The organism is Streptomyces sp. NPDC059852 (genome assembly GCF_042731455.1).
Lineage (GTDB): Bacteria > Actinomycetota > Actinomycetes > Streptomycetales > Streptomycetaceae > Streptomyces.
In genome coordinates this window covers 67,307-92,388 of sequence record NZ_JBHWJK010000015.1, presented here as the reverse complement: position 1 = coordinate 92,388, position 25,082 = coordinate 67,307, and the positions used below count along the sequence as shown (strand labels likewise).

Sequence of the window (25,082 nt, the reverse complement as noted above, 5' to 3'; positions counted from 1 at the left end):
TCGGTCCGGCTACCCGGGTTCGCCGGGTGCTGGGGTTACCCCCTGTTCCGCGGTGGGAACGTGGGGGCGCGGCTCACCTGCGGCCCTCGGACGCACGGGGTGGGTGCGGCTCGTTGGGGACAGGCGTGACAGGTGCCCCGGCGAGCGCCCTGCAAAAGGCACGTTACCCAGTGCTCCACATTTCTGTGAAACCCCTCCTGACCTGGGATTTTGCTTGGAAATCCAAGTAAATCTCGAAAGTCGGGAACGGTCCTGGTCACAGCCTTGCAGGGGGCCGGAACAACGGCACGTTATATCGGTGAGCCAGGTCACGGGAAGGGTCGTCGTGTCACGGTCCGTGTCCGGCGGCCACGCGCAGCGACAAAGCGCAGCTCAGGGGTGTGAAAAGCGCGCGTGAGCCCGTTCGGGGGCGCACGCGCGCGGGGGTGGAGGGGTTCCGGCCGGCTATGTGTTGGGCTGCGCGGTCCCCGTCGGGGGCGGATCCACCGGCGGTGTGGACGGGTCTTCCGTCTCGGGATCCGTCGGGTCCTCCGTCGGGTCCTGCGTCGGCTCCTGAGTCGTCGGGTCCTGGGTCGGCTTCTGCGGCTGCTCCCGCGTCGGCTCCTGGGTCGGCTCCTGGGTCGGCGACCAGTCCGGGTCGGTTCCGGTGTCCGTGCCGCCGTTCTCGAAGCCGCCGGTCTGGTCCTCGGTCACCTCGTCCGTGGGCTCCTCGGACGGCTTGTCCCGGTCCTCGCTCTGGGTCGCCGTGGGCTTGGTCGGCGTGTTGTCGTCGCCGCCGCCCTTGCCGTTGTTGACGGCGAGCGCGACGCCGGCCGCGATCGCGATGACCGCGAGGACGGCGAGGATCCACAGCTTGCCGCGGCCGCTGCCCCGGTTGCCGTGCCCCTCGAAGCCGCCGTCGTCCCCGCCGCCGTAGCCGCCGGGCAGGATCGGCTGCGGGATCTGGGTCGTACCGGAGGCGGGGTCTCCCGGGTGTCCCATGACGGCCGTGTGCGCGAAGCCGCCGGCCGGGGTGTGCCGGCCCTCGTGCGTGGTCACCGGGCCGGTGTTCCAGGTGCCGGTGTGGCCGCCCTGGTCGTACAGCATCTGGAGCGCGTACTGGACGAGGCCGCGCATCTCCTCGGCCGTCTGGAACCGGTCGTCCGGCTCCTTGGCGAGCGAGCGCATGACGAGGCCGTCGAGCTCCGGCGGCGCGGCGTCGGACGCCTCGGACGGCGGGGTCGGGATGTCCTGGACGTGCTGGTAGACCACCGACAGCGGGGTCTCGCCGGTGAAGGGCGGGCGCAGCGCGAGGAGCTCGTAGAGGAGGCAGCCGGTCGCGTACAGGTCGGAGCGGTGGTCGACCGCCTTGCCGAGCGCCTGCTCGGGCGAGAGGTACTGCGGGGTGCCCATGACCATGCCGGTCTGGGTCATCGTCGACTGCGCGCCGTGCAGGGCGCGCGCGATGCCGAAGTCCATCACCTTCACGGCGCCGTTGTTGGTGATGATGACGTTGGCGGGCTTGATGTCGCGGTGCACGATGCCGTGCTGGTGCGAGTAGGCGAGCGCCTCCAGCACACCGGAGACGATGATGAGCGCCTGCTCGGGTCCGGGCGCCTCGGCGTTGATCAGGAGGTCGCGGATGGTGCGGCCCTCGACGATCTCCATGACGATGTACGGCACGGAGTGGCCGCCGACGACGTCCTCGCCGGAGTCGTACACGGCGACGATCGCGTGGTGGTTGAGGCCGGCCACGGACTGGGCCTCGCGCGTGAAGCGGGCCTTGGACACCGGGTCCTCGGCGAGGTCGGAGCGCAGCAGCTTGACCGCCACGGTGCGTCCCAGCCGGACGTCCTCGGCCGCGAACACCTCGGCCATGCCGCCCCGGCCGAGTCTGCGGGTCAGCCGGTACCGGCCGTCCCCGACCAGCCCGCCGTTACCCCACATCTCCGGCGCGTCTGACATACCGCCGCCAGCCGCCTCGGGGTCGGACGGGCCCTGAGCGCGCTGCTGCTGTGCCATCGGTCCTCGCCGTCGTTTCTGCCCGCGGTGCGCGCGGTGTTGTTACGGTCTCCGTCGGCCACGCTACAGCCTCGGCGCAAGCCGCCGGTCCGGGACGGCCGCCCCGATCTGGCGAAGACGGACCGGTCATGAAACCTTCACCCGGCCCCCACGTGCAAATTGTGTGCACCGACGGTACGACCCCTGTAACGCTTGGGCGACGCGGCCTTCGCGTACGGTCACGGAACGGGCACCTCGCTTGACCTGTCGGTGCCGTGGGGCAGACTTGGCCGGGAATAGCACATTGGATCAACCGGGATCAGCGGATCCCGGGCAGCCGCAGGCGCCCAAGGGGCACGGGGGACGCAGAACATGAGCCAGGACGGCGCACAGAACGCGCACGCGGGACGGTCGCTGGCCGGTGGCCGCTACCAGTTGCGCGACCTGCTCGGCCAGGGCGGCATGGCCTCCGTCCACCTCGCCTACGACTCCGTGCTCGACCGTCAGGTGGCGGTCAAGACGCTGCACACCGAGCTGGGCCGCGAGCCGGCGTTCCGCGAGCGGTTCCGCCGCGAGGCCCAGGCAGTGGCCAAGCTCACGCACACCAACATCGTCTCCGTCTTCGACACCGGCGAGGACGAGATGGACGGCATGACGACGCCGTACATCGTCATGGAGTACATCGAGGGCCGCCCGCTCAGCTCGGTCTTCGACGAGGCGGTGCGGCAGGCCGGGGCGATGCCCGCCGACCAGGCGCTGAAGATCACCGCGGATGTGCTCGCCGCGCTGGAGATCAGCCACGAGATGGGCCTGGTCCACCGGGACATCAAGCCGGGCAACGTGATGCTGAACAAGCGCGGCGTCGTCAAGGTCATGGACTTCGGCATCGCGCGCGCCATGCAGTCCGGCGTGACGTCGATGACGCAGACCGGCATGGTGGTCGGCACCCCGCAGTACCTCTCGCCGGAGCAGGCCCTCGGCCGGGGTGTGGACGCCCGCTCCGACCTGTACTCGGTCGGCATCATGCTGTTCCAGCTCGTCACCGGGCGGCTGCCGTTCGACGCGGACTCGCCGCTGGCCATCGCGTACGCGCACGTCCAGGAGGAGCCGGTCGCCCCGTCCTCCATCAACCGCTCGCTGCCGCCCGCGGTGGACGCGCTGGTGGCCCGCGCGCTGAAGAAGAACCCGAACGAACGCTTCCCCAGCGCCGAGTCCATGCGCGACGAGTGCCTGCGGATCGCGCAGTCCTTCCAGGCGGCGCCGCCGAGCATCGTGCCGGGCGCGCAGACGCAGAGCGGCCAGGGCGTCGGAGCCTCGGTGTTCCCGCCGGTCGGGCAGACGCCGCCGAGCACGGGCCCCGTCCAGACGCCCTACCAGCCGACGCCGCCCTCTCCGTACGGCACCCCGCCGCCGTCCGGGCCGACCCCGGCGTACGGCTATCCGCAGCAGTCCGGCTTCACGACTCCGGCGCCCGCCTCCTACTCCCCGCAGCCCGGCCACGCGACGCCTCCGCCGTACACGATCGCGCCGCAGGGGCAGGGCGCGCCGGGCGGCGGGAAGCGGAACCGGTCCGTGATCATCGGCTCGATCGTCGTGGCCCTGGTCGCCGTGGGCGGTCTGATCGCCGCGCTGTCGATGAACGGCGGCGGGGGCGACGAGGGCAAGGGGGGCGGCGGCTCGCCCACGGCCACCGAGATCTCCAAGGCGCCCGGCTGGCGGCAGGGCGACACCTCGCGGACCGTCGAGACGAGCGAGTGCACCGAGCCGCGTGAGTCCTACCTCGACCCGGACAAGGTGACGATGCCGGATCTGACCTTCCGGTACTGGCCGTCGGTCGAGGAGTGCCTGAAGGCCGCCGGCTGGGAGTACGAGAAGATCGACACCAACGAGAACACGTACGGCCAGGGCACCGTCATGGAACAGGACCCCCAGATCCGCAAGGACTTCGACCCCGACAACCCGCCGGTGATGAAGTTCAAGGTGTCCACCGGCAATCCCGAGTGACGGACCGGTCCGGTCCGTCAGTGACGGGCCGACACGGAAGGGCCCGGCGGCATCGGCCGCCGGGCCCTCGTCGTCCCTGGCTGAGGACGTCCTACAGGTACGGGCCGCCCGTCCGGCCGGCCTGCGGGTGGTCGCCGTCGTCGCCGCCCACACCGGGCGGGAGGGCGCGGCGCATCTGCTCCAGCTGGGCGCGCGCCGCCATCTGCTGGGCGAACAGGGTGGTCTGGATGCCGTGGAAGAGGCCCTCCAGCCAGCCGACCAACTGAGCCTGCGCGATGCGCAGTTCCGCGTCGGACGGCGTCCCCTCGTCCGTGAACGGCAGCGACAGCCGCTCCAGCTCCTCGACGAGCTCGGGGGCCAGGCCGTCCTCCAGTTCCTTGACCGAACTGGCGTGGATCTCCTTCAGCCGGGCCCGGCTCGCCTCGTCGAGGGGAGCGGCGCGCACCTCTTCGAGCAGCTGCTTGATCATGCTGCCGATGCGCATGACCTTGGCGGGCTGCTCCACCTGCTCCGTCACCGGGATCTCGCGGGAGTCGTCGTCCCCGCCGCCGCCACCGAGCGCCATCCCGTCCTGGCCCACGACCAGGATCTGGGGGTTCTCGGGTTGCCTGTCGTTCCTCGGCATCTCCATGCCGCCATTCTCTCGCACCTGGACAGCTCATCGTCGGGGTGCCCCCCGCGGGGGCTGATCCACCGTTCACGCCGCCGGAGATTCCGCACGCCCACCTGGGCGGGTCGGCCGGGTGGCGGCGCCCGGAATGCCGGGTGCGCCCAGTGCTGTGAGGCTTGTCCCCTGGGGGTGGGCTGGCTCGGGGTGCCGCGGACTCTTGGGTGGTGAAGGCAGTGGGAGCGATGGGGGTCATGCGCACGACCGGACTGCTCGGTGTGCTGGTCATGGGACTGGTCGCGGGCGGTGGCACCGGCGTGGCCCACGGCGCCGAGACGGCGCGCGCCGCTCAGGGCCCTACGGCGGGTTTCCGGGAGTCGCCGTCCACGGGCCCGTCCGCCGACGAGCAGGAGGGCCGGGGCTCCGGGCGCCCCTCGCACCCGGCCGCCTCCGCCTCCGCCTCCGAAGGGCCCTCCGCCATGCCGTCGCGGCACGGGGAGCACCGCGAGCACCGCGGGCCGGACGGGCGCGAGGAGGCCGGTGACCGGGAATGGGTGCGGGAGTCCTGGCACTCCGCCCGGCACGAGCCGTCGCCCAGCGCCAGCGCCCACGGCCCCTCCGCCGGCCGGACCAGGCCCTCCGACGAACCGTCCCGGGCCGGAAGCCGGCCCGGTGAGGGCCGTGAGCGGCCCGGGAGGCAGAAGGCACCCCTGGAGGAGTCGGAGGCGGCGGTGCGCCCGGCCGGCGACCGGGACGCCACGGCACCCCCGGCCGACGAGGACACCGCCGCCGTACCGGACGACGAGGACACGGCCGACGCCGACGCCACCGCGCAGCCGTCCTCCCGGGCGGCCGACGACGCACAGGGCGCCGGCACCCGTCAGCGGGCACAGCAGCCCGTCCTGCAGGTCCTGCCTCTCGGCATGGGCCTGGTCCTCGTCGGCCTCGGCCTGGGCCTGGCCTTCGTCGGACTGCGCCTGCGCCGCGGCTAGGGGGTGTCTTGGCCGGCCTTCTACGGCACGACCAGCACCACCTTGCCGACGTGCCCGCTCTCCTCGACCACCCGATGCGCCTCGGCGGCGTCGTTCATCGGGATCTCGCGGTCGACGACCGGACGGACGTGGCCGGCCTTCAGCAACGGCCACACATGCTCGCGTACGGCCGCGACGATCGCCGCCTTCTCCTCCAGCGGGCGGGACCGCAGGGAGGTCGCGGTGATGGCGGCACGCTTGGCCAGCAGGGCACCCAGGTTGAGCTCGCCCTTCACCCCGCCCTGCAATCCGATGATCGCGAGGCGGCCGTTCACGGCGAGGGCCCGGATGTTGCGGTCGAGGTACTTCGCGCCCATGATGTCGAGGATCACGTCCGCCCCGGCACCGCCCGTGGCCTCCTTGATCTCCTCGACGAAGTCCTGCTCCCGGTAGTCGATCAGGATGTCGGCGCCCAGCTCGGCACACCGCTCTAGCTTCTCCTTGCTGCCCGCCGTGACGGCGACCTTCGCGCCGACCGCCTTGGCCAGCTGGATCGCGAGGGTGCCGATGCCGCTGGAGCCGCCGTGCACGAGCAGGGTCTCGCCGGGGCGCAGATGGGCGATCATGAAGACGTTCGACCAGACCGTGCACACCACCTCGGGCAGCGCCGCTGCCTGCGTCAGGCTCACGCCCTCCGGCACCGGCAGCAGCTGCCCGGCCGGCACGGCCACCTTCTCGGCGTAGCCGCCGCCCGCGAGCAGCGCGCAGACCTCGTCGCCGACGGCCCAGCCGGAGACGCCGGGGCCCACCTCGGCGATCCGGCCGGAGCACTCCAGACCGGGGTACGGGGAGGAGCCGGGCGGCGGGTCGTAGAAGCCTTGCCGTTGCAGCAGGTCGGCCCGGTTGACGGCGCCCGCCGCCACCTCGACCAGCACTTCGCCCTCGCCCGGCACGGGGTCGGGGACCTCGTCCCACACCAGCGCCTCGGGCCCGCCCGGTTCCGTAATCGTGATCGCATGCATGTCACGGACGCTACCCCCGGGGCGCGCGTCCACCACCGTCCGCCGTCCCGTGCGCGGCACCGGTCCCGGTGAAAATCCTGTGCGGCACCGATGAGTTTGCGAGACCGTAAAGGTCTCCCCATGCGTAGCCCAAGACCGCGGAAGGACCCTTCCGGAAGGACCCCGACAGCATGAGCACGCAGACGACCGGTCTCGCCATCGAGACCGCGGGCCTGGTGAAGACATTCGGTGAGACACGGGCCGTCGACGGCGTGGACCTCGCGGTTCCGGCCGGCACGGTCTACGGCGTCCTCGGACCGAACGGCGCTGGCAAGACGACCACGGTGAAGATGCTCGCCACCCTGCTGCGCCCGGACGGCGGCGAGGCGCATGTCTTCGGGCACGACGTGGTGCGCGAGGCCGACGCGGTACGCGGCCGGGTCAGCCTCACCGGCCAGTACGCCTCGGTCGACGAGGACCTCACCGGCACGGAGAACCTGGTCCTGCTGGCCCGCCTCCTCGGCCACCGCAAGCCGGCCGCACGCGAGCGCGCGGCACAGCTGCTGGAGGCCTTCGGGCTGACGGACGCGGCGGGCAAGCAGGTCAAGAACTACTCGGGCGGCATGCGCCGCCGTATCGACATCGCCGCGTCGATCCTGAACACCCCCGACCTGCTCTTCCTCGACGAGCCGACGACCGGCCTGGACCCGCGCAGCCGCAACCAGGTGTGGGACATCGTCCGGGCGGTCGTCGCCCAGGGCACCACCGTCCTGCTGACCACGCAGTATCTGGACGAGGCGGACCAGCTGGCGTCCCGGATCGCCGTGATCGACCAGGGCCGGGTGATCGCGGAGGGCACCAAGGGCGAGCTGAAGGCGTCCGTCGGCGCCGGCACCGTCCATCTGCGGCTGCGCGACCCGGCGCAGCGACCGGAGGCCGCGCGCATCCTGCGGCTGGCCCTGGACGCCGAGGTGCAGTCCGAGCCCGACCCCGTGGCCCTCACCGCCCGCGTCGGCGGCGCCGCCAACGGGCAGGGCGCGGCGGAGCAGGCCGGCCGCGCGCTCGCCGAGCTGGCCCGCGGCGGCATCACCGTCGACAACTTCTCGCTGGGCCAGCCCAGCCTGGACGAGGTGTTCCTCGCCCTGACCGGACACGACACCCATGAGGCCGAGGGCGACCAGGACGAGGTGGCGGCATGAGCACCGTGACACAGACCGAGGGCAGGGACCTCGCCCCCGTCAGCACCGAGTCGCTCGCCGCGCTGCTGATCGCCAAGGAGCGTCCGGCGCGGCCCAGCGCCTGGTCGGCGTCGATGACGTTCGGCTGGCGGGCGATTCTGAAGATCAAGCATGTGCCGGAACAGCTCTTCGACGTCACCGCGTTCCCGATCATGCTGGTGCTGATGTACACGTACCTGTTCGGGGGCGCCCTGGCCGGGTCCCCGACGGCGTACATCCAGTTCCTGCTGCCGGGCATCCTGGTGATGTCGGTCGTGATGATCACCATGTACACCGGTGTCTCGGTGAACACGGACATCGAGAAGGGCGTCTTCGACCGGTTCCGGACGCTGCCGATCTGGCGCCCGTCCACGATGGTCGGCTATCTGCTGGGCGACGCCCTGCGCTACACGATCGCGTCCGTCGTGATGCTCACCGTCGGCATGATCCTCGGCTTCCGCCCGGACGGCGGGGTGGGCGGCGTCGTGGCGGGCATCGCGCTGCTGGTCGCCTTCTCGTTCGCGTTCTCGTGGATCTGGACGATGTTCGGTCTGCTGCTGCGCTCCGAGAAGTCGGTGATGGGCGTCAGCATGATGGTGATCTTCCCGCTGACCTTCCTGTCCAACGTCTTCGTCGACCCGAAAACCATGCCGGGCTGGCTCCAGGCGTTCGTCAACAACAGCCCGATCACCCACCTGGCCACGGCGGTGCGCGGACTGATGGCGGGCGACTGGCCCGCGGCCGACGTCGCCTGGTCGCTGGGCTGGACGTGCCTCTTCGTGCTGGTCTTCGGGCCGGTCACGATGCGGCTGTACAACCGCAAGTAGAACCGGGCGGGGCGTCAGTCCTGGGGCAGCGGCCGGGCGTCGAGTGCCACATGTGCGCCCGGCGTCATCCGCACGATGGTGATGAGCCGGTCCGTCAGCTCCAGGGTGCCGACGGCCGGGTCGTCGTAGCCGAGCACCCTGTGCCCGCGCAGGACGCTGATCACCAGGTCGTCCAGCTCCCGGGGCTTCTTGCCCACCTCGGCCTTTATGACCGGCCGTTCGATGATGTCGAGCCCCGTGCCCTGGTGGATCAGGTCCTCCAGCACCATGCCGGCCGCGGGACTGAGCACGGACAGGCCGAGCAGCCGTCCGGCCGCGCTGGCGCTGGTGATGACGGCGTCCGCCCCGGACTGCTTCAGCAGCGGAGCGTTCTCCTCCTCACGGACGGCGGCCACGATCTTCGCGCCCCGGTTGAGCTGGCGGGCCGTGAGGGTCACCAGCACGGCCGTGTCGTCGCGCTGGGTCGCGATGATGATCTTCCGCGCCTTGTGCACCTCGGCCCGCTTCAGGACCTCGCTGCGTGTCGCGTCCCCGGTGACACCGGCGTAGCCCTCGGCGACGGCCGCCTCGATCACCTTGGAGCTGGGGTCGACCACGACGACCTGGTTCTTGCTCAGTCCGGTCGCACAGACGGTCTGGATCGCCGAACGGCCCTTGGTGCCGAAGCCGACGACGACGGTGTGGTCACGCAAGGTGGACCTCCAGCGGTTCAGGCGCCATTCCTCGCGGGTCCGTTCGGTCAGGACCTCGAGCGTGGTGCCGACCAGGATGATCAGGAACAGCACCCGCATGGGCGTGATGACGAAGATATTCGTGAACCGGGCGGCGTCGCTGACCGGGGTGATGTCCCCGTACCCGGTGGTCGACAGCGTGACGGTCGAGTAGTAGAAGGCGTCGAGAAGATCGACCGAGCCGTCGGAGCTGTCGTTGTATCCCCCGTGGTCGGCGTAGACGATCAGCGCCGTGAGCACCAGCAGGGCGAGGGCCAGCGACACCCGCTTGGCGACCTGCCGGAAGGGGTGCTCCACGATCTTCTTCGGGAGCGTGACCCGATAGGTCTCGATCCGCTCCTCCGCCTGACGGGCGATCGCGTCCTGACCCGGAAGTTTCACGTGAAACACACCTCGATACCGGCGGCCGCCCACGGCAGATCCAGCAGTGCGGTCTCCTGACCGGCCCGGGCACCGCCGGGCGGTACGACGGCCAGGGCGTCGGCCGCCGCCATGCCGCGCAGCATGGCCGGGCCGTGGTAGTGCAGCGGCACGGCGTGATCGCCGCGCAGGACGACCGGCACCAGCCTGGTGTCCTGCGGATGCCCGTGCACGGCCTCCTTCAGCGGAAGGGTGTAGGACTCCGGCGCGGGACGTGCCGCGAGCGTCCGCAGCAGCGGCTCGGCGAGCGTGAGCAGCCCGGACACGGCGGCCAGGGGGTTGCCGGGCAGGCCGACGAGGTGCTGGTCCTCCTTGAGACGGGCCAGCAGCATGGGGTGCCCGGGGCGCACCTGGACGCCGTCCACCAGCAGTTCGGCGCCCATGCGCTCCAGCGTGGGGTGGACATGGTCGACGGGGCCGGCGGCCGTGCCGCCCGTGGTGACGACCAGGTCCGCGCGGGAGGCGGTGAGCGCCTTGCGCAGGGCCGCGGCGGAGTCGCCGAGCCGGCGCACGGCGAGGACCTCGGCCCCGAGCGCGCGCAGCCAGGGCGGCAGCATCGGCCCGAGGGCGTCACGGATCAGACCGTCGTGGGGGAGCCCCTCCGTCAGCAACTCGTCGCCGAGGACGAGGACTTCCACCCGGGGGCGGGGCACGGCCGTGAGCGTGTCGTACCCGGCGGCAGCGGCCAGGCCGAGCACGGCCGGGGTCACGATGGTGCCGGTCGCGAGCAGATGGTCGCCGGTACGGCACTCCTGGCCGCGCGGGCGGATGTCCTGGCCCGGCTCGATGTCCCGGCCCGCGTGGAGCCGGCCCTTGGCGTCCATGGTGCCGTGCTCGGAGCGCAGCACGGCGGTGGTGTCCGGCGGGATACGGGCGCCGGTCGCGATCCGCACGGCCTCCCCGTCGGTCAGCGCGACGGCCTCGGCGTGCCCGGCCAGGACGCCCTCCTCGCGCACCGCCCAGGGGCCCGGACCGGCGATCGCCCAGCCGTCCATCGCGGAGGTGTCGAAGGAGGGCAGGTCGGTCAGCGCGGTGAGCGGGGCGGCCAGGGTGAGGCCGAGGGCGGCGTCCAGCGGCACCGAGACGGGGGCGCGGCGCGCGGCCTTCACCGCCGCGCGGGCCGCCCGGGCGGCGGTCTCGCGCGCGTCGGGCCAGGGCGTGGCCCGGTGGTGACCGCCCTCCGTGGGCCCGCCGGACCGCCCGGAGCCGTGGGGGCGCGGGGCGGGGGCGGGCACGGAGTCGCCGTGCGCGGACGGGCCGTGGCCTTCGTTCACGAGGGCGAGCACCTCCTCGATGTCGAGGTCCTCGGCGTCCTGGCCGGCCCGCGTGCCGCCGGGGGTCATCCGGCGTCCGGGCGGGTGTCGGGGGTGGCGTCGGGGGCCGCGTCGGCCTTGGCGGCGGCGGCCTCGTCCGCCCAGCGCCGGGCGAGCGCGGCGGCCTTGCGGGACGCCTCGGCGACGGCCTCGGGGCCTCCCTGGGCCCGGCCCGCCGCGTAGCCGACGAGGAAGGTGGTCAGGGGTGCCGCGGGCCGCGCGACGCCGTGGGCCGCGTCCCGGGCGAGGTCCAGCAGGACCTTGATGTCGACGTCGAGGTCGATGCCCAGTTCGTCCTTGGCTGCGGAAATCCATTCATCCAACACGTGCCCATGCTCCCTGATGCGTGCCCTGGCGGTGGCGATGTCGTCCCAGGTGTCGCAGTCGAAGGACGCGACGGGGTCGGGGACGCGGGTGAGGTCGAGGGCGCCGGTCAGCCGGCGCAGGGGGAGCCCGGTCAGCGCGCCGTGTTCCCCGGCGAGCGCGGCCAGTTCACGGCGCAGGACCGGGGCACGGTAGGCGGCGACGAGCGGCTGGTCGCGGCCGTCGGCGTCGGTGAGCAGCGCGCCCGCCGTGTCCGGGGCGCCGCTCAGGGCGGCCAGCAGGGTGCGCACCGTGTCCTCGTGGAGGAACGGCAGATCGGCGGAGAGGACGACGACCACATCGGCGGTGGTGTGCCGGAGCCCGGCGTCCAGGGCGGCGAGCGGGCCGCCGCCGGGCGGGTCCTCCCGCGCCCAGCGCACCGGACGGGCGGTGGGACGCGGGCCGGCGACGACGACGGTCGCCCGCGCGTCGGCGCAGGCGCCGAGGACCCGGTCGAGCAGGGCCCGGCCGCCCACGCGCACCGCGGGTTTGTCCACGCCGCCCAGCCGCCGGGCCGCGCCGCCGGCGAGCACGACGGCGTCGTACGCGGCGGGGGGTGCGCCCGGCGGGGGCGTGGGTCGGTACGCGGTCACCCCCCGAGTATGCGTGTCCCCGCGATCACAGGGAACGCACGGGGGGCGGCCCGTCGCGACGGGTGCGTCACAGGGTGCGCAGCAGCACCGCCGGGTTCTCGACGCAGTCCGCCACATGGCGCAGGAAGCCGCCCGCCGTACCGCCGTCGCAGACCCGGTGGTCGAAGGTCAGCGAGAGCTCGACGATCTGGCGGACCGCCAGCTCCCCTTCGTGCACCCAGGGCTTGGGGATGATGCGGCCGACGCCGAGCATCGCGGCTTCCGGGTGGTTGATGATCGGTGTGGAGCCGTCGACGCCGAACACGCCGTAGTTGTTCAGCGTGAAGGTGCCGCCGGTCAGTTCGGCCGGGGTGAGGGTGCCCGCGCGGGCCGCCTCGGTCAGCCGGGCGAACTCGGCGGTCAGGGACTCCGCGTCCCGCGCGTGGGCGTCCCGGACCACGGGGACGACGAGGCCCCGCTCGGTCTGTGCGGCGAAGCCCAGGTGCACCTGCTCCAGCTGGACGACCTCCCTGGCCTCCATGTCGACCGTGGAGTTCAGCTCGGGGAACCGGGCGAGGGCGGCCGTGCAGATCCGGGCCAGCAGGGCGAGCAGGGAGATCTTCGGCCCGCCCACGGCGTTCATCGCCGCGCGCGCCCGCATCAGCTCGGTCGCGTCGGCGTCCACCCAGCAGGTCGCGTCCGGGATCTCGCGCCGGCTGCGGGACAGCTTGTCGGCGACGGCACCGCGCACGCCCTTGAGGGGCACACGGACACCGGCGGCGGGCGCGGAGGAACGGATGGGGCTCCGCGCGGGCGCCGGCGCCTCATGGGGTGCGGGTGCGGCGGGCTGCGCGGTGCGGCGGGACGCGGCGGCCCGCAGGGCGTACTCGACGTCGGCCCGCAGGATGAGCCCGTCCGGTCCGGAGCCGTGGAGCTCTCGCAGGTCCAGCCCGTTCTCCCGGGCGAGACGGCGGACGAGGGGGGAGATCACGGGCACGGGTCCGTCGTGACGGACCGGCTCGGCGGCCGCCGGGGTGTCCGTGCCGTGGCCGGCGGCGGTGCCGACGGGCCGCGCCACACGCTCGGCGGACGGGGTGCCCGCGCGCGGGGCGCCGTTCGCCGCGCTGTCCCGGGCGGGCGCCGCCGGGCTGGCCGGCCGGACGCGGCGGCGGCGCGCGGGCGCCTCGGAGGTGCCGTAGCCCACGAGCACGTTGCCCGAACCCTCGGGCTCCTCACCGGTGGCCGGCGCGCCGACGGCGACCGTCAGCAACGGGGCGCCGACGGGCAGTTCGGTGCCCTCCTCGCCGAAGCGGGCGGTCACGACACCGCCGTAGGGGCAGGGCACCTCGACCATCGCCTTGGCCGTCTCGACCTCGACGACCGGCTGGTCGATCGCGACGACGTCGCCGACCTGGACCAGCCAGCGCACGATCTCCGCCTCGGTCAGCCCCTCCCCGAGGTCGGGGAGCTTGAACTCCAGCACCTGTGCCATCAGCTCTCGGCCTCCCACTGCAGACGCCCGACGGCGTCCAGGATGCGGTCCACGCCGGGCAGATGGTGGCGCTCCAGCATCGGCGGCGGGTAGGGGATGTCGAACCCGGCCACGCGCAGCACCGGCGCCTCCAGGTGGTGGAAGCAGCGCTCCGTGACACGGGCGGCGATCTCCCCGCCCGGGCCGCCGAACCCGCCCGACTCGTGCACGACGACCGCGCGTCCGGTCCGCCGGACCGAGGCGGCCACCGTCTCGTCGTCGAACGGCACCAGCGAGCGCAGGTCGACGACCTCCAGGTCCCAGCCCTCCTCGCGGGCCGCCTCGGCGGCTTCGAGGCAGACCGGCACGGACGGTCCGTAGGTGATGAGCGTCGCACTGCGGCCGGGACGGCGCACCACCGCGCGGCCGATGGGCTCGACGGACTGCGGCTCGTCCGGGTTCCAGTCGGCCTTCGACCAGTACAGCCGCTTGGGCTCCAGGAAGACGACCGGGTCGTCGGAGGCGATGGACGCGCGCAGCAGGCCGTAGGCGTCGGCGACGGTCGCGGGCGTGACGACGTGCAGCCCGGGGGTCGCCATGTAGTACGCCTCGGACGCGTCGCTGTGGTGCTCGACGCCGCCGATGCCGCCGCCGTAGGGGATGCGGATCGTCAGGGGCAGGGGCATCCTGCCGCGGGTGCGGTTGCGCATCTTCGCCACGTGCGAGACGAGCTGCTCGAACGCGGGGTAGGCGAAGGCGTCGAACTGCATCTCCACGACCGGGCGCAGGCCGTACATGGCCATGCCGATCGCGGTGCCGAGGATGCCCGCCTCGGCCAGCGGGGTGTCCGTGCAGCGGTCCTCGCCGAACTCGGCGGCGAGTCCGTCGGTGACGCGGAAGACACCGCCGAGGGTGCCGACGTCCTCGCCCATGACGTGCACGGACGGGTCGGCGGCCATGGCGTCGCGCATCGCGCGCGTGAGGGCCTGCGCCATGGTGGCCGGCTTGACGGCGACGGTGGTCATCGGTGGGCACCCCCGTGGGAGTCGTGCTCGGCGTCGAGCTCGGCCTGCAACTGCGCCTGCTGCTCCCGCAGTTGCGGGGTGGGCTCGGCGTACACATGGGCGAACAGGTCCGCCGGGTCGAGCGCCGCGTCCTGGTTCATGCGCTCGCGCAGGTCGGCGGCCATGGCCTCGGCGGCGTCCCGGGCGGCCTGCCGGCCGGCGTCGTCGAGCAGGCCGCGCTCGGTCAGCTCGTGCTCCAGGAGCGCGATCGGGTCGTGGTCGCGCCAGGCGTCCACCTCGGCGTCCCCGCGGTAGCGGGTGGCGTCGTCGGCGTTGGTGTGGGCGTCGATCCGGTAGGTGATCGCCTCGATCAGCGTGGGGCCGCCGCCCTCGCGGGCGCGGCGCACGGCCTCGCCCAGCACCTCGTGCACGGCGACCGCGTCGTTGCCGTCGACCAGGCGGCCGGGCATCCCGTAGCCGACGGCCTTGTGGGCCAGCGACGGGGCCGCGGTCTGCTTGGCGAGCGGGACGGAGATCGCGAAGCCGTTGTTCTGCACGAGGAAGACGACCGGCGCCTGCCAGACGGCCGCGAAGTTCAGCGCCTCGTGGAAGTCGCCCTCGCTGGTGCCGCCGTCGCCGACCATGGCGAGCGCGACGACGTCGTCGCCCTTGAGGCGGGCGGCGTGCGCGAGGCCCACGGCGTGCGGGAGCTGCGTCGCGAGCGGCGTGCACAGGGGGGCCACGCGGTGCTCGCGGGGGTCGTAGCCGGTGTGCCAGTCGCCGCGGAGCAGCGTCAGCGCCTCGACGGGGTCCACACCGCGGGCGACGGCGGCGAGGGTGTCCCGGTAGCTCGGGAAGAGCCAGTCGCGCTCCTCCAGGGCCAGCGCGGCGGCGACCTCGCAGGCCTCCTGGCCGGTGCTGGACGGGTAGACCGCGAGACGGCCCTGCTTGGTGAGCGCGGTCGCCTGCGCGTTGTACCGGCGGCCGCGCACCAGCTCGGCGTACAGCCGGCGCAGCAGGTCCGGGTCGGCCTTCGCGGCGGCCTCGGTGCCGAGAACGCGGTGGGGCTCCGCGTCGGGCAGCAGGGGCGCGGGGTCCATGCGGGGCTGCCAGGCGGGCGGCGGCGATGGCCGGTACGCGCCTCGCTGCTCCATGACCGTCATGACGGCACCTCCTCGTGGGAGCGGCTACGGGAGGCGCGGCGTCCGTGACGCGCCTCACCTACCGATTGTTCGGTCGCCGGCACATTTTGGCTACAGGCACCCCCAGGCTGTGGACAAACGGTTCTCCACAGCCTCCAATGAACGCAGGAAGTCCACGCGAGGAGGGTGGGGGGACATGGACGCTGAACAAATGGCCGAAGACGACGGGGGCGGCCCTCTCCGGCCGCCCGCCCGTCCGCTGGACGCCATAGATCAGGACATCCTCCAGATGCTCCAGGCGGACGGCCGCGCCTCGATCCGGTCGGTCGCCGAGCGGGTGCACGTCTCGCGGGCCAACGCCTACGCGCGCATCAACCGTCTCGTCGAGGACGGCGTCATCCGCGGCTTCGGCGCCCGCGTCGACCATGAGCGGGCGGGCCACGGCACCTCGGCCTACATCACCCTGAAGATCGTCCAGAACTCCTGGCGCACGGTCCGCGAGGAGCTGCGCCGGCTGCCCGGCGCCTCCCACATCGCCCTGGTCGGCGGCGACTTCGACGTCCTGCTGCTGGTGCACACCCCCGACAACCGGGCCCTGCGCGAGCTGGTCCTCACCCGGCTCCAGGCGATCCCCGAGGTGCTCAGCACCCGCACCCTGCTGGTCTTCGAGGAGGAGGACCTGGAGCCCCAGGGCTGACCCACGCGCGCGTACGGCCCCGCCGGCCGGTCAGCCGGCCTTGCGCAGCCCGTCGAAGACCAGGCGGACGACCGTCTCGGCGACCTCGCGCTCGCTCGTGCCGCGGCCGTCCGGCCGGTACCACTCGACGATCGAGTTGATCATGCCGAAGACGAGCCGGGTGGCCAGCCGCACCTCCACGTCGGCCCGCACCTCGCCGTCCGCGGCGGCCGCCTTCAGCAGCGCGGCGACCCGGTGGTCGAAGTCGCGGCGGCGCTCCAGCGCCCACCGCTCGGTGTCGGTGTTGCCCCGCACCCGCAGCAGCAGCGTCACGTACGGCAGCTCGGTTATCAGCACCTCGACCATGCGCCGGACGACGTACTCCAGCCGGTCGGCGGCGTGCCCCGTGCGCGCGTGCTCCTCGTCGAGGATGCCGAACAGCCCGTCCAGGGCCCGGCTGACGGCACGCTGCAGCAGCTCCTCCTTGCCGGTCACATGGTGGTAGATCGACGACTTGGAGATGCCGGCCGCCTTGGACAGGTGCTCCATGGAGGTGCCGTCGTAGCCGCGCTCGTTGAAGACCTGGACGGCGACGGAGAGCAGGGTCTCCGGCGTGTACGTGTCGCGCTTGGCAGTGGTCATGGGGTGCCCTCCCGGGTCATGAGGAGCCGCCCTGGCGCTTGTCGGAGGCGTAGGCGTGGCGGTACAGCGCGAGGGACGGGGCGTAGCGGCCCGACGGATCGCGCAGGTGCAGGTCGTCGAGGAGGGCGTAGGCCCAGTTGCGGCCCAGCCTGCGGCTCCACTCGAAGGGGCCGAGGGGGTAGTTGACGCCCAGGCGCATCGCGGTGTCGATGTCCTCCTCGGTGGCGACGCCCTTGGCGACGGCGTCGTGCGCCAGGTCGACGATCCGCGCGACGGTCCGGGCGACGATCATGCCCGGGACGTCGCCGATGACACTGACGTCCTTGCCGAGCGCCTGGAAGAGCCCGGTGGCCTCCGCGAGGGTCCCCGGCGAGGTGTCCTGGGACGCGGACAGCGCGATCCGGGTGGCCCGCCGGTAGTCGAGGGCGAGGTCGAAGTACACGACGTCGCGGAACTCCACCGAGGTCTGCCCGTCGGCGAGCGCGAGCTGGCCGCCGCTCGGCAGCACCAGGCGCGTGCCGTGGTCCTCGTCCTCCTCGCGCACCTGGATGCCGGCCTCCCGGATCAGCGCCAGCAGCTCGGAGGCCGGGCCCAGGTCGCCCTCCGCGACGACGTACGCCGGGGTGCGGCCGGGCTCGGCCGTGTGCGGCTCGGGCCGCTCGGCGGCGCCGGTCCCGTCGGCGTAGTCGTACCATCCGCGGCCGGTCTTGCGGCCGAGCCGGCCGGACTCGACCAGGCGCCGCTGGGCGAGCGAGGGCGTGAAGCGCACGTCCTGGAAGAAGGACTCCCACACCGAGTGCGTCACCGACTCGTTGACGTCCTGCCCGATCAGGTCGGTCAGCTCGAAGGCGCCCATCCTGAAGCCGCCGCACTCGCGCAGCACCGCGTCGATGGTGGCCGGATCGGCGCCCTGCGCCTCGTACACCGCGAACGCCTCGGCGTAGAAGGGCCGCGCGATCCGGTTGACGATGAACCCGGGGGTGTCCGCGCAGGCGACCGGCGTCTTGCCCCACGCGCGGGCCGTCTCGTACGCGCGCGTGGCCGACGTGACGTCGGTGGCGAACCCGGAGACGACCTCGACCAGCGGCAGCAGCGGGGCGGGGTTGAAGAAGTGCAGGCCCACGAACCGGCCCGGGTTGGCCAGCGCGCCGCCGATGGCCGTCACCGACAGGGACGAGGTGTTGGTGGCGAGCAGGCAGTCCTCGCCGACGATGCCCTCCAACTCGCGGAACAGCTCCTGCTTGACGTCGAGACGCTCCAGGACGGCCTCGACGACCAGGGCGCAGTCGGCGAGGTCGCCGAGCGCGTCGGCGGGCACGAGCCGGTCCCGCGCCGCGTCACGGTCGGCGCCGGTCAGCCGCTCCTTCTCCACCAGCCGGTCCAGCCGGGCGACGATGGCGTCGGCGGCGGCCCGCGCCCTCCCGGGGGCGGCGTCGTACAGCCGTACGGGATGCCCAGCGACCAGTGCGACCTGGGCGATGCCCTGGCCCATGGTGCCGGTGCCGACGACGGCCACGGGGCTGCTGAGGTCGAGTGCTGTCATGGGCGCGATCCTCCCGCACGGGGTTTTCCACAGATGCGGCGGACCCCCTTGAACCGACCGATCGTTCGGTTACTCTAACTCTGACCGCCTGTTCCTGCCCATGTTTCTGCCCAGGTCATGAGCTCGACGGAGAGCTCAGGAAACGAGGAGTTGGTCCCGCATGGCCACCGCCGAACTCACCGCCCACGAGCTGATCGCCAAGCACCGGCCCACTCTCGACCAGGCCCTGGAGGCGATCCGTACCCGCGCCTACTGGTCTCCGCACCCGGAGCACCCCAAGGCCTACGGGGAGAACGGCAGCCTGGACGCGGCAGCGGGCAAGGCCGCCTTCGACGCCCTCCTCGGCAGCCGCCTCGACCTCGGCCAGCCCGGCACGGACGGCTGGGTCGGCGGCGAGGTCTCCCCCTACGGCGTCGAGCTGGGCGTGGAGTACCCGCACGCGGACCTCGACGAGCTGCTGCCGGCCATGCGCGCCGGCATGCGGCGGTGGCGGGACGCGGGCGCCGAGACGCGCGCGGTGGTCTGTCTGGAGATCCTCAAGCGGATCAGCGACCGGACGCACGAGTTCGCCCACGCGGTCATGCACACCTCCGGCCAGGCGTTCATGATGGCGCTCCAGGCGGGCGGCCCCCACGCGCAGGACCGCGGCCTGGAGGCGGTGGCCTACGCCTACGTCGAGCAGGTCCGCACCCCCGACCACGCGGAGTGGACCAAGCCCCAGGGCAAGCGCGACCCCCTGGCGCTGAGCAAGGCGTTCACGCCCGTCCCGCGCGGCATCGCCCTGCTCATCGGCTGCAACACCTTCCCGACGTGGAACGGCTACCCGGGCCTCTTCGCCTCCCTCGCCACCGGCAACCCCGTGCTGGTCAAGCCGCACCCGCGCGCGGTGCTGCCGCTCGCGCTCACCGTCCAGGTCGCGCGGCAGGTGCTCACCGAGGCCGGGTTCGACCCGAACCTGGTGGCGCTGGCCGCCGAGCGGCCCGGCGAGGGCATCGCCAAGACCCTGGCGACCCGTCCCGAGATCCGGATCATCGACTACACCGGCTCCACCGAGTTCGGCGACTGGCTGGAGGCCAACGCCCGCCAGGCGCAGGTCTACACCGAGAAGGCCGGCGTCAACACGGTCGTCGTGGACTCCACGGACGACTACAAGGGGATGCTGTCCAACCTGGCGTTCTCGCTGTCCCTGTACAGCGGCCAGATGTGCACCACCCCGCAGAACCTGCTCATCCCGCGCGACGGCATCCGCACCGACCAGGGCCCCAGGACCTACGACGAGGTCGTCGCCGACCTCGCGCGCGCGGTCGACGGCCTCCTCGGCGACGACGCCCGCGCGAACGCGCTCCTCGGCGCCCTGGTCAACCCGGACGTGAAGGCCCGCCTGGAGGCCGCCCCCGGACTCGGCGAGGTCGCCCTCGCCTCACGGGAGGTCGCCCACCCGGACTTCCCGGGCGCGGTCGTGCGCACCCCGGTCATCGTGAAGCTCGACGGCGCCAAGCCCGACGACGAGGCCGCCTACATGAGCGAGTGCTTCGGGCCGGTGTCGTTCGCCGTCGCCGTCGACTCGTCGGCCGACGCGGTCGAGCTGCTGCGGCGCACGGTGCGCGAGAAGGGCGCGATGACCGTCGGGGCGTACACCACCGACGAGGAGGTCGAGGAGGCCGTGCGGGAGGTGTGCCTGGAGGAGGCGGCCCAGCTGTCGCTGAACCTCACGGGCGGCGTCTACGTCAACCAGACGGCCGCGTTCTCCGACTTCCACGGCTCCGGCGGCAACCCGGCGGCCAACGCGGCGCTGTGCGACGGCGCGTTCGTCGCCAACCGCTTCCGTGTCGTCGAGGTGCGCCGCGAGGCTCAGGGCCTGTCCTGAACCGGGAGGGCGCCCCGGGTCAGACTCCAGTGGTACAGGGTCATCGCCACGCTGGTGGCCAGGTTGTAGCTGGAGACCTGGGGGCGCATCGGCAGCGCCACCGACCGGTCGGCCCGCGCGCGTAGCCCGGCCGACAGGCCGCTGCGCTCGGACCCGAAGGCGAGGACGGCGTCGTCCGGGATCTCCACACCCCGGATGTCGTCGCCCTCGGGGTCCAGCGCGAACAGCGGGCCCGGCGGCAGTTCCGCCACGGTCAGCCGCTCCACGGCCGTGGCGAAGTGCAGGCCCGCCCCGCCGCGCACGACCGTCGGATGCCAGGGGTCCAGGGTGCCGGTGGTGACCACGCCGGTCGCGCCGAACCCGGCGGCCAGCCGGATCACCGCGCCCGCGTTGCCGAGGTGGCGCGGGTCGTCGAGGACCACGACCGGGGCGGGCCGCCCGGCCCGCGCCAGCCTCGCCAGGTTGGCCTCCCGGGACGGGCGTACGGCCAGCGCGGCCACCGCGGTGGGGTGCGGACGCGGCACGAGCGCGGCGTACTCCGCCTCCGTGACCCCGGTCAGCAGCGCGTCCAGGGCGTCCCGCACGTCCGGGGCCAGCTCCTCGGCGAGGGCGAGCGCCGCCTTGCGGTCGACGGCCACCGCCACCGGGATCTCGGCGCCGAAGCGGAGGGCGTGCTTGAGGGCGTGGAAGCCGTCGAGCAGGACGGACGTGCCGGAGAGGCGGTGCCAGACGCGCACGGCACCGGGGGCGGGGTCGGTCATGCCGTGAAGCCTACGTGCGCGGGCTCCGGGTCCTCCGGGGTGCGCGGCTCCGGTACCGCCGTCCCGCCGTCGCGGCGCCGGACCGCAGGTGCCAGCCGGACCCGGGCACGCTCCGCCGCGTCACCGACCCGGCGCAGGAACGGCGTCGGCAGGAACACCGCGTCCGCCGCGATCATCGCCAGCGAGAAGAACGGCAGCCCGAGGACGACCGCGATCACGGCGTGCTCCGTCATCATCGCGGCGAGCAGGACGTTCTTCACCCTGCGGTGGAACAGGGTGAACGGGAAGGCGACCTGGACGAGGACCGTGCCGTACGTGATGAGCATGACCATCGTGCCGCTGGCGGACAGCAGGTCGGCGAGGCCCGGCCAGGGCGAGAAGTACTCCAGGTGCAGCGGGTAGTAGACGGCGGTGCCGTCCTGCCAGCGGGAGCCCTGGATCTTGTACCAGCCGGCGGTCGCGTAGATCAGGCACGCCTCCGCCATGATCACGAGCAGCGCGCCGTTGTGCGCGATGTTCCCGACGACGTCGAGCAGGATGCGCGGCTGGTCGGTGCGCGCCCGGCGGTCCACCACCCACCACAGGGCGGTGCCGAGCCACACCGTCCACAGGATCACCGGGACCGTCGGGTCCCCGTCGAGCCGGCCCACGGCGGTGACCGCGCCCAGCACCAGACCGAGCACCGCCCACAGCGCCGGGCCCACCCGGTCCGGCCCGACGTGCTCCCCGCGCGCGCGGGCCTCGCCGGCGCGCCGGGCCCGGCGGCGGTCCAGCGACCAGACCTGGCCGCAGCGCGTGAACACCAGGTACACGCACATCAGGTGCAGCACGTTGTCGCCGCCGTCGCCCACGAACACCGAGCGGTTCTGCAACGAGAGGACGCCGACCATGAACAGCACGGACATCGTGCGGGTGCGCCAGCCGAGCAGGAGCAGCACCGACGTCAGCACGGCGAAGGCGTAGACGGTCTCGAACCAGACCTGGCTCCCCGACCACATCAGGGCGGTGAAGGCCCCGTTCGTCCCGACGAGCTGCTGGGCGAGGCCGAAGTCCCAGGGGCCGTCCGGCCCGTACAGCTCCTGGCGGTGCGGGAACTCCCGCAGCAGGAACAGCAGCCAGGTCGCGGTGAACCCGATCCTGATCACGGCCGTCTGGTACGGGCCGAGGGCGGACTCCGTCACCCGGGCGATCGCGGCGGAGACGGCGAGGGAGACGCGGTTCACCGGGCGTCCTCCCGCTCACGCGTCTGCGGAACCCGCCACCAGGGCAGGACGCGGTAGGTGGGACGGTCGGAGACCCGCTCGTCGCTCCACTTCGGGGGGCGCACATTGGTGGTGCGGGAGCGCACCTGGACGCGTTCCACGACGCCGCCCTCACCGGCCGCGTCCTCCCGGTCCAGCCGCAGTTCGACGGTCCGCCGCAGATACGACTCGGAGAGCGCCCCGCGCAGGCCGACCGGGCGGTTCTCGGCGTCGTGCGTGGCGACGAAGAAGTCCCATGCCCGGCGCAGCGCGTTCTGCTGGGTGTGGCTGGGGAGCGGATTGCCGTCGATGGCCCGGCCGTCCTCGGCGGACAGGTCGTACCAGCGGGTGGTGCGGATGCGGCCGTCGGCGGTCGCCACGGTGGCGCGGGCCTGGACGGCGATGTTCTGCTGGAGCGGGTTGGGCGCGAACAGCTTCCAGTTCTGCTCGAACTCCGGATATATCCAGTCGTCTATCGCCTGGCCGTGCTGTTTGGTGACCGTGTTCGACGGCGCGACGTGCAGGAAGACCATCCCGGTGTGCACGCAGACGGTGATGGCCACGACCGCGAGGGCGAGGGCCGCGGCGATCTGGTACCGCAGGGAGAGGGCGGCCACCCCTGTGCGGGGTTCCGCATCCGGCTCCGGGGCGGGCGGGAGCACGTCGGCGGCCGGAGCGTCATGCGGCTCCCCGCCGGGCCCGTGCCGCACGGCCGAACCGGCCTCCTGCGCGTCCATCCTGCCCCGTCTCCCGATTCCGGTCCGTCTTTCCCAGGCGTCGCACGGGAACGGTACTCAGGCTTGCCCGCCGGGCACAGCCCCTGCCGGGCCGTCGTTGCCCACACCCTACGGGGGTCCGGGCGGGAGACCATGGCCTTCACCTTCACTGAGGAGCAGCAGGCGGCGGGCGAGGCGGCGTCACCGCCCGGCAGGACGGCCGGAACCGGCTGCTCGACGGGACCCAGACGGCGGTCGCCTGGGGGGAACTGCGCCTGGACGCGGCGCGCATCGCCGGGCCCGACGTGATCGACGCGCCGGACGCCTGGGAGTGGCTACGGCAGCTGCTGGCCACCGGGACGTGCGCGCTCGCCCTCGGCCTGGGCGAAAAGGTCCTGCGCATGACCTCCGCCTACACGGCGAAGCGCGAGCAGTTCGGGCATCCCGGGCGGATCGGCTCGGGCTCGCCGGGCGCCCTGCCCGCCGCCGGGGACGTCGCCGTGGCCTCCCCGACGAGGACGTCAAGAACCTCAAGACCGTCGGCGACGCGACCTGGAGCTCTCGCTCGGCCCGGCCGCGGCCCGCGAGGAGACCCTCGGCGACCTGCTGGCCGCCCATCCCCTGGGGTGAGAGCGGCGACGCCTCAGAGCACGTGCCCCGGCCGGCCCTCGTCGGTCACCACGGGGCGCCCCGACGCGGCCCATCCCTGCATGCCACCCTCGACGTTCACCGCGTCGAGGCCCTGCTGGGCGAGATACATCGTGACCTGCGCCGAACGCCCGCCGGAGCGGCAGATCACATGCACCCGCCCGTCCTGCGGCGCGGCCTCGGTCAGCTCGCCGTAGCGCGCCACGAACTCACTCATGGGAATGTGCAGCGCGCCCTCGGCGTGACCCGCCTGCCACTCGTCGTCCTCGCGGACGTCCAGCAGGAAGTCGTCGTCCTTGAGGTCCGTGACCTCGACCGCCGGTACGCCAGATCCGAAATGCATACTCCGACGCTACCCGACCCGCACCCCACGCCGCGGGCGCACGGGCCACCGCGCTCCCAGGCCCCTCTCAGCCACCGGCCCTCAGGCTCCGGCCCTACTCAGGCCCCGGTGCCGTCCGCCTGCGCGAGCAGCGACGCCAGCTCCGACTCCCGCTCGGCGACCTGCGCCAGCAACTGCTCGGCGATCTCGTCGAGGAGGCGGTCGGGGTCGTCGGGAGCCAGCCGGAGCATCGCCCCGATCGCGCTCTCCTCCAGCTCCTTCGCGACCAGGGTGAGCATCTCCTTGCGCTGGGCCAGCCACTCCAGTCGGGCGTACAGCTCCTCCGCCGGGGTCGGACCCTGCTCCTCGGGCTTGGGCCCGGCCGCCCACTCCTCCGCCAGCTCCCGCAGCAACGCCTCGTCGCCCCGGGCGTAGGCCGCGTTGACGCGGGTGATGAACTCCTCGCGCCGGGCCCGCTCACCGGCCTCCTGGGCCAGGTCCGGATGCGCCTTGCGGGCCAGCTCACGGTAGAGCTTGCGGGCCTCGTCGCTGGGACGCACCCGCTGCGGCGGCCGCACCGGCTGGTCCGTGAGCATCGCCACGGCCTCCGGGAACAGCCCCGAGTCGTCCATCCAGCCGTGGAACAGCTCCTCGACGCCCGGCATCGGCATCACCCGGGCCCGTGCCTCGTCGGCCTTGCGGATGTCCTCGGGGTCGCCGGTGCGCGCGGCGACCGCCTCGGCGATCCGGGCGTCCAGCTCGTCGAGCCGGGCGTACATCGGGCCGAGCTTCTGGTGGTGCAGTCGCGAGAAGTTGTCGATCTCGACGCGGAAGGTCTCCACCGCGATCTCGTACTCGATCAACGCCTGCTCTGCGGCCCGTACGGCCTTCTCCAGCCGCTCCTCGGGCCGTGCCCCACCGTCCTGCCCGGTGGCGCCGCCGGCGGGCACCTCGGCACCGCCGGGCGCCGCCGCGTCGGCGGTCTCGGCCTGGGACTGCTCAGCTTCCGGCGTAGTCACCCGCCCAGCGTAGGCCACCCGGCC

Annotated in this window: 22 protein-coding genes and 1 pseudogene; 7 read left to right on the top strand and 16 right to left on the bottom strand. The window is 73.1% G+C overall.

Features of this window, described 5'->3' with window-relative positions:
* Positions 1-444: 444 nt before the first annotated feature.
* Positions 445-2,001 (bottom strand): protein kinase, encoded by a 1,557-nt coding sequence (locus ACFV46_RS20385; protein ID WP_376727590.1) that lies wholly within the window; start codon positions 1,999-2,001, stop codon positions 445-447.
* A 351-nt stretch (positions 2,002-2,352) separates the two neighbouring features.
* Here ACFV46_RS20385 and ACFV46_RS20380 point away from each other — a divergent pair, with 351 nt between their 5' ends.
* On the top strand, positions 2,353-3,984 hold the full coding sequence (locus ACFV46_RS20380; protein WP_361929389.1) for a protein kinase: 1,632 nt from the start codon (positions 2,353-2,355) through the stop codon (positions 3,982-3,984).
* 91 nt (positions 3,985-4,075) lie between these two features.
* On the opposite strand, the gene ACFV46_RS20375 is transcribed toward ACFV46_RS20380, so the two are convergent.
* Positions 4,076-4,615 (bottom strand): bacterial proteasome activator family protein, encoded by a 540-nt coding sequence (locus ACFV46_RS20375; protein WP_361929392.1) that lies wholly within the window; start codon positions 4,613-4,615, stop codon positions 4,076-4,078.
* Between the two features lie 230 nt (positions 4,616-4,845).
* Here ACFV46_RS20375 and ACFV46_RS20370 point away from each other — a divergent pair, with 230 nt between their 5' ends.
* The gene (locus tag ACFV46_RS20370; RefSeq protein ID WP_385499072.1) at positions 4,846-5,583 is read left to right on the top strand and encodes a hypothetical protein; all 738 of its coding nucleotides are present in this window, start codon (positions 4,846-4,848) and stop codon (positions 5,581-5,583) included.
* Positions 5,584-5,603: 20 nt separating this feature from the next.
* Here the strand turns inward: ACFV46_RS20370 and ACFV46_RS20365 are convergent, their stop codons facing one another.
* Positions 5,604-6,584: an NAD(P)H-quinone oxidoreductase gene (locus ACFV46_RS20365; protein ID WP_385499070.1), complete on the bottom strand. Its 981-nt coding sequence runs from the start codon at positions 6,582-6,584 to the stop codon at positions 5,604-5,606.
* 170 nt (positions 6,585-6,754) lie between these two features.
* Between ACFV46_RS20365 and ACFV46_RS20360 the strand changes: the two genes are divergently transcribed.
* Complete coding sequence (locus ACFV46_RS20360) at positions 6,755-7,762, top strand: ATP-binding cassette domain-containing protein (protein ID WP_361929400.1); 1,008 nt, start codon at positions 6,755-6,757, stop codon at positions 7,760-7,762.
* On the top strand, positions 7,759-8,607 hold the full coding sequence (locus ACFV46_RS20355) for an ABC transporter permease (protein WP_361929402.1): 849 nt from the start codon (positions 7,759-7,761) through the stop codon (positions 8,605-8,607). Before ACFV46_RS20360 ends, ACFV46_RS20355 begins: the two co-directional genes overlap by 4 nt.
* A gap of 14 nt (positions 8,608-8,621) precedes the next feature.
* Here ACFV46_RS20355 and ACFV46_RS20350 read toward each other — a convergent pair whose 3' ends face one another.
* From ACFV46_RS20350 to pdhA, 6 genes are all read right to left on the bottom strand, one after another.
* A complete protein-coding gene (locus ACFV46_RS20350; RefSeq protein WP_385499067.1) occupies positions 8,622-9,728 on the bottom strand; it encodes a potassium channel family protein in 1,107 nt (368 codons plus the stop codon).
* A complete protein-coding gene (locus ACFV46_RS20345) occupies positions 9,716-11,101 on the bottom strand; it encodes a molybdopterin molybdotransferase MoeA (protein WP_385499066.1) in 1,386 nt (461 codons plus the stop codon). Before ACFV46_RS20345 ends, ACFV46_RS20350 begins: the two co-directional genes overlap by 13 nt.
* Positions 11,098-12,027 carry an NTP transferase domain-containing protein gene (locus ACFV46_RS20340; protein ID WP_385499065.1) on the bottom strand — a complete coding sequence of 310 codons (930 nt, stop codon included), beginning with the start codon at positions 12,025-12,027 and terminating at the stop codon, positions 11,098-11,100. The genes ACFV46_RS20345 and ACFV46_RS20340 overlap by 4 nt, the downstream gene beginning before the upstream one ends.
* A gap of 67 nt (positions 12,028-12,094) precedes the next feature.
* A complete protein-coding gene (locus tag ACFV46_RS20335) occupies positions 12,095-13,498 on the bottom strand; it encodes a dihydrolipoamide acetyltransferase family protein (protein WP_385499063.1) in 1,404 nt (467 codons plus the stop codon).
* Complete coding sequence (locus ACFV46_RS20330) at positions 13,498-14,502, bottom strand: alpha-ketoacid dehydrogenase subunit beta (RefSeq protein WP_283287725.1); 1,005 nt, start codon at positions 14,500-14,502, stop codon at positions 13,498-13,500. Before ACFV46_RS20330 ends, ACFV46_RS20335 begins: the two co-directional genes overlap by 1 nt.
* A complete protein-coding gene (pdhA, locus tag ACFV46_RS20325; RefSeq protein ID WP_385499061.1) occupies positions 14,499-15,644 on the bottom strand; it encodes a pyruvate dehydrogenase (acetyl-transferring) E1 component subunit alpha in 1,146 nt (381 codons plus the stop codon). Before pdhA ends, ACFV46_RS20330 begins: the two co-directional genes overlap by 4 nt.
* 190 nt (positions 15,645-15,834) lie before the next feature.
* Between pdhA and ACFV46_RS20320 the strand changes: the two genes are divergently transcribed.
* Entirely contained in the window at positions 15,835-16,320 is a 486-nt protein-coding gene (locus ACFV46_RS20320) for an Lrp/AsnC family transcriptional regulator (protein WP_086866169.1), read from the top strand.
* Positions 16,321-16,350: 30 nt separating this feature from the next.
* Here ACFV46_RS20320 and ACFV46_RS20315 read toward each other — a convergent pair whose 3' ends face one another.
* Both ACFV46_RS20315 and ACFV46_RS20310 read right to left on the bottom strand, forming a co-directional pair.
* Positions 16,351-16,941: a TetR/AcrR family transcriptional regulator gene (locus ACFV46_RS20315; protein ID WP_283287728.1), complete on the bottom strand. Its 591-nt coding sequence runs from the start codon at positions 16,939-16,941 to the stop codon at positions 16,351-16,353.
* 16 nt (positions 16,942-16,957) lie between these two features.
* A complete protein-coding gene (locus ACFV46_RS20310; protein ID WP_361929420.1) occupies positions 16,958-18,484 on the bottom strand; it encodes a 3-hydroxyacyl-CoA dehydrogenase in 1,527 nt (508 codons plus the stop codon).
* A 160-nt stretch (positions 18,485-18,644) separates the two neighbouring features.
* On the opposite strand from ACFV46_RS20310, the gene paaN reads away from it, so the two are divergent.
* Positions 18,645-20,351, top strand: a complete 1,707-nt coding sequence (gene paaN / locus ACFV46_RS20305) for a phenylacetic acid degradation protein PaaN (protein ID WP_361929423.1) — start codon at positions 18,645-18,647, stop codon at positions 20,349-20,351.
* On the opposite strand, the gene ACFV46_RS20300 is transcribed toward paaN, so the two are convergent.
* The 3 genes from ACFV46_RS20300 to ACFV46_RS20290 are packed head-to-tail and all read right to left on the bottom strand — an operon-like array spanning position 20,336 to position 23,090.
* Positions 20,336-21,112, bottom strand: a complete 777-nt coding sequence (locus ACFV46_RS20300) for a TrmH family RNA methyltransferase (protein WP_385499060.1) — start codon at positions 21,110-21,112, stop codon at positions 20,336-20,338. The genes paaN and ACFV46_RS20300 overlap by 16 nt on opposite strands.
* Positions 21,109-22,335: an HTTM domain-containing protein gene (locus ACFV46_RS20295; protein WP_385499059.1), complete on the bottom strand. Its 1,227-nt coding sequence runs from the start codon at positions 22,333-22,335 to the stop codon at positions 21,109-21,111. The genes ACFV46_RS20300 and ACFV46_RS20295 overlap by 4 nt, the downstream gene beginning before the upstream one ends.
* Entirely contained in the window at positions 22,332-23,090 is a 759-nt protein-coding gene (locus tag ACFV46_RS20290; protein WP_361929432.1) for a DUF5819 family protein, read from the bottom strand. The genes ACFV46_RS20295 and ACFV46_RS20290 overlap by 4 nt, the downstream gene beginning before the upstream one ends.
* Before the next feature lie 158 nt (positions 23,091-23,248).
* On the opposite strand from ACFV46_RS20290, the pseudogene ACFV46_RS20285 reads away from it, so the two are divergent.
* Positions 23,249-23,699: pseudogene (locus ACFV46_RS20285) on the top strand (acyl-CoA dehydrogenase); the annotation flags it as partial.
* 13 nt (positions 23,700-23,712) lie between these two features.
* Here ACFV46_RS20285 and ACFV46_RS20280 read toward each other — a convergent pair.
* Both ACFV46_RS20280 and ACFV46_RS20275 read right to left on the bottom strand, forming a co-directional pair.
* Positions 23,713-24,060 (bottom strand): rhodanese-like domain-containing protein, encoded by a 348-nt coding sequence (locus tag ACFV46_RS20280; protein WP_361929435.1) that lies wholly within the window; start codon positions 24,058-24,060, stop codon positions 23,713-23,715.
* Between the two features lie 98 nt (positions 24,061-24,158).
* Positions 24,159-25,058: a hypothetical protein gene (locus ACFV46_RS20275; RefSeq protein ID WP_376727578.1), complete on the bottom strand. Its 900-nt coding sequence runs from the start codon at positions 25,056-25,058 to the stop codon at positions 24,159-24,161.
* Positions 25,059-25,082 lie beyond the last annotated feature (24 nt).